The organism is Bradyrhizobium sp. AUGA SZCCT0222 (assembly GCF_018130205.1).
In the GTDB taxonomy this organism is placed as follows: domain Bacteria; phylum Pseudomonadota; class Alphaproteobacteria; order Rhizobiales; family Xanthobacteraceae; genus Bradyrhizobium.
This window is the reverse complement of the sequence record NZ_JAFCLX010000015.1, coordinates 149004-156431: the sequence shown is the minus strand read 5'-3', so window position 1 is coordinate 156431 and position 7428 is coordinate 149004. Positions and strand designations below refer to the sequence as shown.

The window sequence follows — 7428 nt, the reverse complement described above, 5'->3', positions numbered from 1 at the left end:
ACCGGATGCGCGCTGCACCCGCGGTCTCGCGTGCGGTTTGCACAAAACAAAATGCACACGAGCATACAGGGCAGCGGAGAACATCCGACATTCCCTGCGCAGTGGCTTTACGGCTTATGCCGTGCTCTCCCCGGAGACGAGTTCTTGGTTGACTCCGTCGCCGCCGTTCCCGCTTGCGCTTCTCCGACAGCTTGACGCCTGCAACGGGCGCCAGGACCACACGGTTTTGCCGTACGCTTATCCACGCCGTCGTCGAGGCGTAAACCAGCGTCCACCGCAACCCGTCCAACGTCCGTGACGACGGCCGACGCCCTTCTGACCAGGACGGGATGGCGATAGATGCGCACTGATTTGGGTCGGCCGACAACAGAAATATTTTTGATTTACCGAAATTTTCTACTTGACACGATTTCTGAAACTCAGAACTGATTTGCCCGTCGTGTCAATTTGTCGCGACAAGATTAGAAAGCGGCCCGCCGGGACGGCTTGCGTGGTGCCAGAGTGACGACTTGGCGACTGCGGGTCCGGCACAGTCCTAAGGCAACAACCGCAACTGGATTGTTTCGGCTTTCTGACTCCCGAGTGCAATAGGTGATCGTTCGGTATGTAGATCTTGTAGGATGGGGGGAGCCAACGGGTCGCGAATGCGCGCCCGATGACAGGCTCCGCGATACCCATCAATGGCTGGCGACGAAGCTGTGGGTATCGCTGCGCTCCACCCACCCTACGGACCGTTTGCTGAGCCGATTACGCCGCGCGCCGCGAATCATCGGCCAATGCGCGATACGACAGCGCTTCCGCCAGATGCAGCCGGCCGATCTTGTCCGCGCCGTCGAGATCGGCCAGCGTGCGGGCGACGCGCAGCACGCGGTGATAGCCGCGCGCGGTCAGCTTCATGGTTTCGGCGGCGTCGCGCAGCAGCTTTTGTCCCTGCGCATCCGGTTGCGCGATGGTCTCCAGGAGCGACGCCGGCGCTTCCGCATTGGTGCGGACATGCGGCATGCCGGCCGCCGCGTAACGCGCGAGCTGAACGTCGCGGGCGGCGGCAACACGGGCGGCGACTTCGGCGGAGCCTTCACTCGGCGGCGGCAGGATCAGGTCAGCCGCAGTCACTGCCGGCACCTCGATGCGCAGATCGATGCGGTCCATCATCGGCCCCGAAATACGCACCTGATAATCCGATGTGCAGCGGTCGATCCGTCCGCGCTTGCAGGAATAGCCGGGCTCATAGGCTTGGCCGCAGCGGCACGGGTTCATTGCCGCCACCAGCATGAAGCGCGCCGGATAGGTGACGCGGTGATTGGCCCTGCTTACTGCGACCTCGCCGTTCTCCAGCGGCTGACGCAGCGAGTCCAGCACGCGCGGATCGAACTCCGGCAATTCGTCGAGGAACAGCACGCCCTGATGCGCCAGCGAAATTTCGCCGGGTTTTGCCCGCATGCCGCCGCCGGTCAGCGCGGCCATGCTGGCGGAATGATGCGGCGCCCGGAACGGCCGCCGCGCCGTCAGCGCGCCGTCGCGGATTTCGCCGGCGACCGAGGCGATCATCGAGACTTCCAAAAGCTCGGACGGCGACAGCGGCGGCAGGATCGAGGGCAGCCGCGCCGCCAGCATCGATTTGCCGGCGCCTGGCGAGCCGATCATCAGCAGATGATGTCCGCCGGCCGCCGCGATCTCCAGCGCGCGTTTGGCGCTCTCCTGGCCCTTGATGTCGCGCAAGTCGAGCAGCGTTTCCTCGCGCTCGTGCACTTTCGGCTGCGGGCGCGACAGCAGCTGCGTGCCTTTAAAGTGGTTGGCGATCTGGATCAGCGATTTCGCCGCGATGATCTGGATATCCGGGCTGGCCCAGGCCGCTTCCGTGCCGCAGGCAGCGGGGCAGATCAGCCCTTCGTCGCGCGAATTGGCGCCGATCGCCGCCGGCAACACCCCCGCGACCGGCGCGATCGATCCATCGAGCCCGAGTTCGCCGAGCACCGTAAAGCCTGAGAGCGCGTCCGGCGGGATCGCGCCGATCGCGGCCATCAGGCCGAGCGCGATCGGCAGATCGTAATGGCTGCCTTCCTTCGGCACGTCGGCCGGCGCGAGATTGACCGTGATCCGCCGCGCCGGCAGCGCCAGCCCCGAGGCGATCAGCGCCGATCGCACCCGCTCGCGCGCCTCGGAAACCGCCTTGTCCGGCAGGCCGACGATCGCAAACGCCGGCAGCCCGGGCGCGACCTGCACCTGCACGTCGACCGCGCGGGCCTCGATCCCCTCGAAGGCTACGGTAGAAACCCGCTGAACCATGCCGACCCCTTGCCTCTACCGAGGGTAGCGGAACCGGGTGAGATGTGCAAGAACATTACGGGAACAGCAGGGATAGTGGAGCTCGACGTTTTGCGGCAGACTCTCGTTTTTTGGCGATGTGTATTTATATACACTTCCCAATAGTGTTTCAGTGTGTATAAATACACCATGAAGTCGCAGGACATCATAAAAGCCCTGCTATCGGACGGTTGGACGCAGGTCGCCAAGAAGGGCAGCCACGCCCAGTTCAAGCATCCGACAAAGCCGGGCCGCGTGACGGCCCCGCACCCAAAGAAAGACATCCCGATTGGGACACTTAGGAGCATCGAGAAGCAGGCCAGCCTAAAGCTTACTTGAATGACTGAATTCGAATGTGAATAGAGCCGAGCGGCTCTACCTTGAGAGCCAGTGAGGCTCACTCTGCAGGAGCAGACAAATGCGGCAGTTCATTGCCCTCATCCATAAGGATACGGATAGCGATTACGGCGTATCGTTCCCCGATCTTCCAGGCGTGATCAGCGCTGGGAGCACTCTAGACGAAGCACGAACTATGGCGGCTGAAGCGCTCGCCTTTCATCTGGAGGGCCTGGCAGCGGATGGCGAAGCTGTACCTGAGCCCTCTTCGCTGGAAGAGATAATGGCCAACCGGGAAAATAAGGACGGCGTTGCTGTTCTAATCCAGGCGCCAAACGCGAACGTGAAAAGCGTGCGCATCAACATTACGCTGCCAGCGGACGTGCTTGACCAAATTGACCAGTACGCGGAACGAGAAGGATTCACACGATCGGGGTTTCTAGCCCAGGCCGCCAAGAAAGTGATGGCTGCATAATTGCCAGGCGAGGCGGCACACGTGACAGCCCCCGTGGCTCTGAAGGAAAGACGCCCTCAATTCAGCTTACTCGCCGCAACCACCGCCATACTCGCCGCCGGCGGCTCCAGCATCTTCAGCGCGGCATCGAGGCCGTTGCGCAAATTGACGGCGGCGTTCTGGCTGCAGCGCAGGCGGCCTGAGGAGATGAATTTTACCTCGGTCGAACCATCGGTCTTCGGAATGAGAATGCGGGTGGCGAGTTCGATCTCGACCGAGCCGTTCATGGTGCCGTAGGCGCCGACGATGTCGAAATAAACCAGCGGGGCGGCGGCTCCGGTGTCTTCATAGACAAGGTCGCCCGGCTTGGGGTTCGGTTGGTCGGTCAAGGGGCTCTCCCAGATAGCATTGGGTCAGGATTGACTGAACCTTGCTTACGCCAGTCTGGGGTCGATCCCTAGTGCCGGGTTCAGTCCGGCGGTATTCGGGGCCAGCACGGCCGGCCCCGAATAATTGCAGCTCAGAGATTCATCACCATCGCCGACGGATAGTAATGGAAACCTTCGCTGGTCTTTCCGATGTGACCGAAGCCGGGCCAGGCGAAGTGATAGGACATGACCGGGGTCTTGTTGGCCGCGATCATGTCGAGCAGTTTCACGCGGGTGTCCGCCGCCTGCTTCGGATCCGAGTCGTAGGAGAATTGCATCCGCGGCTTTTCCAGCAGCAGTATCGGGTGGTGGGTGAGGTCGCCGAGGAAGGCAAAGGATTTGCCTTTCGAGCTCACCATGAAGATGGTGTGGCCCACGGTGTGGCCGGGGGCCGCGATCGCGGTCACGCCGGGCAGGAATTCCTGGTTGTCCTTGATGAAGACGATGCGGTCGCGCACCGGCATCAAATTCTTGCGGGCGTGAATCACGAAATCCTTCAGCGGACTGCCGAGCTTGCCTTCATCGGTCCAGAACTCGAAATCGCTCTGGGTGATGTAGACCTGCGCGTTCGGGAATAGCGGCTTGTCGTCGGCGCCGACGAGGCCGCCGATGTGGTCGATATGCGCATGCGAGCACACCACGGCGTCGATATCGCCCGGCTTGATGCCGGCTTCCGCCATGCTCTTCTGCTGGCGGCCGGTGGTCGCCCCGAACGCTTTCGAAGTGCCCATGCCGGTGTCGAACAGGATCAGCTTGTCGCCGGTGTTCACGATCGGCGAATTCTGCTCGAGCACGACATTTTCGGCGTCGAGGAAGTTGTCGGTCAGCATCTTCTTCACTTCGTCGTCGGACACGCCGACGAAGGTGCCCTTGGGTGGGCCGAGCGGCAGCGGGCCGTCGGAGACCACGGTTACCTCGGCGTCACCGAGAACGAAGCGGTGCCAGTAGGGCGTCTGCGTGCCGAGCTTGGGTGCCTTGGCGAGCGCGCTGCCGCCGAGCATGGTCGAGGCGCCGAGGCCAACACCAAGTCCCGCGCCGAGAGCAAGCAGGGACCGTCGCGATACGTCCATCGTCATGCGTCTTCCTCCAGTGTTTTTGTAGAACTGCGTTGTGGCCGGACAGATTCATCCGCGGCTACAGGCTGCTCCCGCGCCTCGAAATTGGCAAGTAGGATTAGACGCCTGACAGGCGTGCAGGTGTGGTGTGCAGGCGCACAACCGCGCGAAGAAGATTATTTCGCGGCCCGCTTCGCCTCAATGCTGTCCCAAACCATTGCAGCGACGTCAGGACCGTCGAGCCGGGCGATGGCGCGGATGCCGGTGGGCGAGGTGACGTTGATCTCGGTGAGGTTGCCGTCGATCACGTCGATGCCGACCAGCAGCAGGCCACGCTCGCGGAGATGCGGTCCCAGCGTGGCGCAGATCTCGCGTTCGCGCGGCGAGAGGTCGGTGGCCTGGGCGGCGCCGCCGCGTACCATGTTGGAGCGCAGATCGTCGGCGGCCGGCACGCGGTTGACGGCACCCGCGAATTCGCCGTCGACCAGGATGATGCGCTTGTCGCCGTGTTTGACCTCGGGCAGGAAGCGCTGGATCACCCAGGGCTCGCGGAAGGTGACCGAGAACATGTCGAACAGCGAGCCGAAGTTCATGTCCTGCGGCATCACGCGAAATACCGCGGCGCCGCCATGGCCGTGCAACGGTTTCATGACGACGGCGCCATGCTCGTCGCGGAACGAATTGATCTCATTGATGTCGCGCGAGATCAGCGTCGGCGGCATCAGCTGCGGAAAGTTCAGCACGAACAGTTTTTCCGGCGCGTTGCGCACGCTGGCGGGATCGTTCACGACCAGCGTCTTGGGGTGGATGCGCTCCAGCAGATGCGTCGAAGTGATGTAGGCGAGATCGAACGGCGGATCCTGCCGGAGAAGTATGACGTCGAAAGCGTTGAGCGCCGTGCGGTGGGGTTCGCCGAGGGTGAAATGATTGCCGGGCTCGTCGCGCACGGTCAGCACCTGCACCGGCGCCACCAGTTCCTCGCCGCGCAGCGAGAGCTGGTCCGGCGTGTAATAGGAAATCGCGTGGCCGCGCTTCTGCGCTTCCAGCAATAAGGCAAAGGTCGAATCGCCGCGGATGTTGATACGCGCGATGGGGTCCATCTGGACGGCGACATTCAATTTCATGGGGCGGGTCCGGGTCTGTGAAAGGGGTGGTTTAAACGCTGGCGTCGAATGCCGCTAACAGATGGCGTGGCAATCGCCGCGGCGCAATCAGGATGGCGTCGAATCGCAGCTCGAATTCGGCATGCTCGGGATGCGCCATCAGCCAGGCCTGCGCGGCATCGATGATGCGGGCCTGTTGGCGCGGCGTCACCGCATAGGCGGCGTCATCGAGGCGGGCTCGCGCCTTGACCTCGATGAAGGCGATCAGATTGCGCTTCTTGGCGACGATATCGATCTCGCCATAGGGGGTTTTGAAACGCTTGGCGAGGATGCGGTAGCCCTTGGCCATCAGGAACGCGGCGGCGCGGGTCTCGGCCGAAAGCCCGGTCTGGAACGCCGCGACCCGCTCGGGCGCGGCGATTTTTGTGGACGCGTCGGGCGGCGTGGCGCCGTCAGTCTTCGCCATCGTCCTCTCCATCCCGAATATCTTTGGCAAGCTCGAGCGCGCGGGCATAGACCTCGCGGCGCGGGCGGCCGGACAGTTCGACGGCATGCGCGACCGCATCCTTGACGCTGCCCTGCGCGAGTGAGGAGCGCAGCAGGTCATCGAGATCAGCCTCGGTCATGACAAGCGCATCCGCCCGGGGCGGGCCGATGACCAGCACGAATTCGCCGCGAGTCTCCAGCGTATCGGCGCGCTTCGCCAGTTCGGCGACCGGCGCGCGCGAAATCTCCTCATGCAGTTTTGTCAGTTCGCGGCAGATCGCGGCGTCGCGCTCACCCATGATGTCGGCGAGATCGCCCAGCGTGTCTGATATGCGGTTGCCGGATTCGAACATGACGAGCGTGGCGTCGATCCGCGCAAGTTCTGCCAGCCGCGTGCGGCGCGCCTGCTGCCTGGCGGGCAAAAATCCCTCGAAGAAAAACCGGTCGGTGGGCAATGCTGCGACCGATAGCGCCGTCAGCACCGAGGAGGCGCCGGGTATCGCGATCACGGCATGGCCGGCGGCGCAGACCTCGCGCACCAGCTTGAAGCCGGGATCTGATATCAGCGGCGTGCCGGCGTCCGAGACCAGTGCGATCGAGGCGCCCTGCGCCAGCTTTTCCAGGATCTTTGGCCGCGCCAGCGCGGCGTTATGCTCGTGATACTGCTTGAGTTGCGCCGAGATCACGTAGCGCTCGGTCAGGCGGCGGGTGATGCGGGTGTCCTCGCAGGCGATGATGTCGACGCCGGCCAGGGTTTCAAGCGCACGCAACGTGATGTCGCCGAGGTGGCCGATCGGGGTGGCCACCAGATAGAGCCCGGGAACCGGCTTTGGGGCGGTCAGGACATGGCCGCCAATCGAAAATGTCCTGATCACAGAACCCGGTTCGGCTTCAGACCCGTAGTTGGAGCTGGTTTTTGCGCGCATCATGCCAATCTAAAGCGTTTTCAAGCGAAGTGGATACCGGTTCGCGTGAAGAAAACGCGTCACTACAAAGACCGGGTGTTCCGGTTCTGATAAAATCAGAACCGTAACACAGCCGTAGTAGCGCCAGCGCCACAGTGCGGTGGCGACGTTGGTGCTAGCATCACGGGAAGGGGGCAGGTATCCCCAACCGGCGTTGAGCCCGCGGGACCATAATCCTTTTGTTTTGGTTAACTATTCGCCGACAATATGCCTGAATCCGCCCGCCTTTATTCCGGAGGTTGGAGCCCTAGGATTCAGGTCCTGAGGTTCAAGTCCTTGAGGTTCAAGTTCTGGCCG

At 62.9% G+C, this 7428-nt stretch carries 8 protein-coding genes; 2 read left to right on the top strand and 6 right to left on the bottom strand.

From position 1 onward, the window contains the following. Window positions 1-747 precede the first annotated feature (747 nt). Window positions 748-2286 (bottom strand): YifB family Mg chelatase-like AAA ATPase, encoded by a 1539-nt coding sequence (locus JQ629_RS16085; RefSeq protein ID WP_212413502.1) that lies wholly within the window; start codon window positions 2284-2286, stop codon window positions 748-750. Between the two features lie 168 nt (window positions 2287-2454). Between JQ629_RS16085 and JQ629_RS16080 the strand changes: the two genes are divergently transcribed. Together JQ629_RS16080 and JQ629_RS16075 are read left to right on the top strand one after the other, a co-directional pair. After that, window positions 2455-2643 carry a type II toxin-antitoxin system HicA family toxin gene (locus JQ629_RS16080; protein WP_212413501.1) on the top strand — a complete coding sequence of 63 codons (189 nt, stop codon included), beginning with the start codon at window positions 2455-2457 and terminating at the stop codon, window positions 2641-2643. A gap of 79 nt (window positions 2644-2722) precedes the next feature. Further along, entirely contained in the window at window positions 2723-3115 is a 393-nt protein-coding gene (locus JQ629_RS16075) for a type II toxin-antitoxin system HicB family antitoxin (RefSeq protein WP_212413500.1), read from the top strand. A 56-nt stretch (window positions 3116-3171) separates the two neighbouring features. Here JQ629_RS16075 and JQ629_RS16070 read toward each other — a convergent pair whose 3' ends face one another. From JQ629_RS16070 to rsmI, 5 genes are all read right to left on the bottom strand, one after another. Continuing rightward, on the bottom strand, window positions 3172-3483 hold the full coding sequence (locus JQ629_RS16070) for a hypothetical protein (protein WP_212413499.1): 312 nt from the start codon (window positions 3481-3483) through the stop codon (window positions 3172-3174). Between the two features lie 131 nt (window positions 3484-3614). Further along, window positions 3615-4598: an MBL fold metallo-hydrolase gene (locus JQ629_RS16065; RefSeq protein WP_212264134.1), complete on the bottom strand. Its 984-nt coding sequence runs from the start codon at window positions 4596-4598 to the stop codon at window positions 3615-3617. Between the two features lie 155 nt (window positions 4599-4753). Further along, window positions 4754-5701 (bottom strand): glutathione synthase, encoded by a 948-nt coding sequence (gene gshB, locus JQ629_RS16060; protein WP_212413498.1) that lies wholly within the window; start codon window positions 5699-5701, stop codon window positions 4754-4756. Between the two features lie 31 nt (window positions 5702-5732). Then, window positions 5733-6146, bottom strand: coding sequence for a YraN family protein (locus tag JQ629_RS16055; RefSeq protein ID WP_212413497.1), 414 nt, complete (start codon window positions 6144-6146; stop codon window positions 5733-5735). After that, on the bottom strand, window positions 6133-7092 hold the full coding sequence (rsmI, locus tag JQ629_RS16050) for a 16S rRNA (cytidine(1402)-2'-O)-methyltransferase (RefSeq protein WP_212413496.1): 960 nt from the start codon (window positions 7090-7092) through the stop codon (window positions 6133-6135). The genes JQ629_RS16055 and rsmI overlap by 14 nt, the downstream gene beginning before the upstream one ends. Window positions 7093-7428 lie beyond the last annotated feature (336 nt).

Bases quoted from the DNA above. Each gene is read 5' to 3' on its own strand.
- JQ629_RS16085 (WP_212413502.1), bottom strand. From the start codon at position 2,286: ATGGTTCAGCGGGTTTCTACCGTAGCCTTCGAGGGGATCGAGGCCCGC.
- JQ629_RS16080 (WP_212413501.1), top strand. From the start codon at position 2,455: ATGAAGTCGCAGGACATCATAAAAGCCCTGCTATCGGACGGTTGGACG.
- JQ629_RS16075 (WP_212413500.1), top strand. From the start codon at position 2,723: ATGCGGCAGTTCATTGCCCTCATCCATAAGGATACGGATAGCGATTAC.
- JQ629_RS16065 (WP_212264134.1), bottom strand. From the start codon at position 4,598: ATGACGATGGACGTATCGCGACGGTCCCTGCTTGCTCTCGGCGCGGGA.
- gshB (WP_212413498.1), bottom strand. From the start codon at position 5,701: ATGAAATTGAATGTCGCCGTCCAGATGGACCCCATCGCGCGTATCAAC.
- JQ629_RS16055 (WP_212413497.1), bottom strand. From the start codon at position 6,146: ATGGCGAAGACTGACGGCGCCACGCCGCCCGACGCGTCCACAAAAATC.
- rsmI (WP_212413496.1), bottom strand. From the start codon at position 7,092: ATGCGCGCAAAAACCAGCTCCAACTACGGGTCTGAAGCCGAACCGGGT.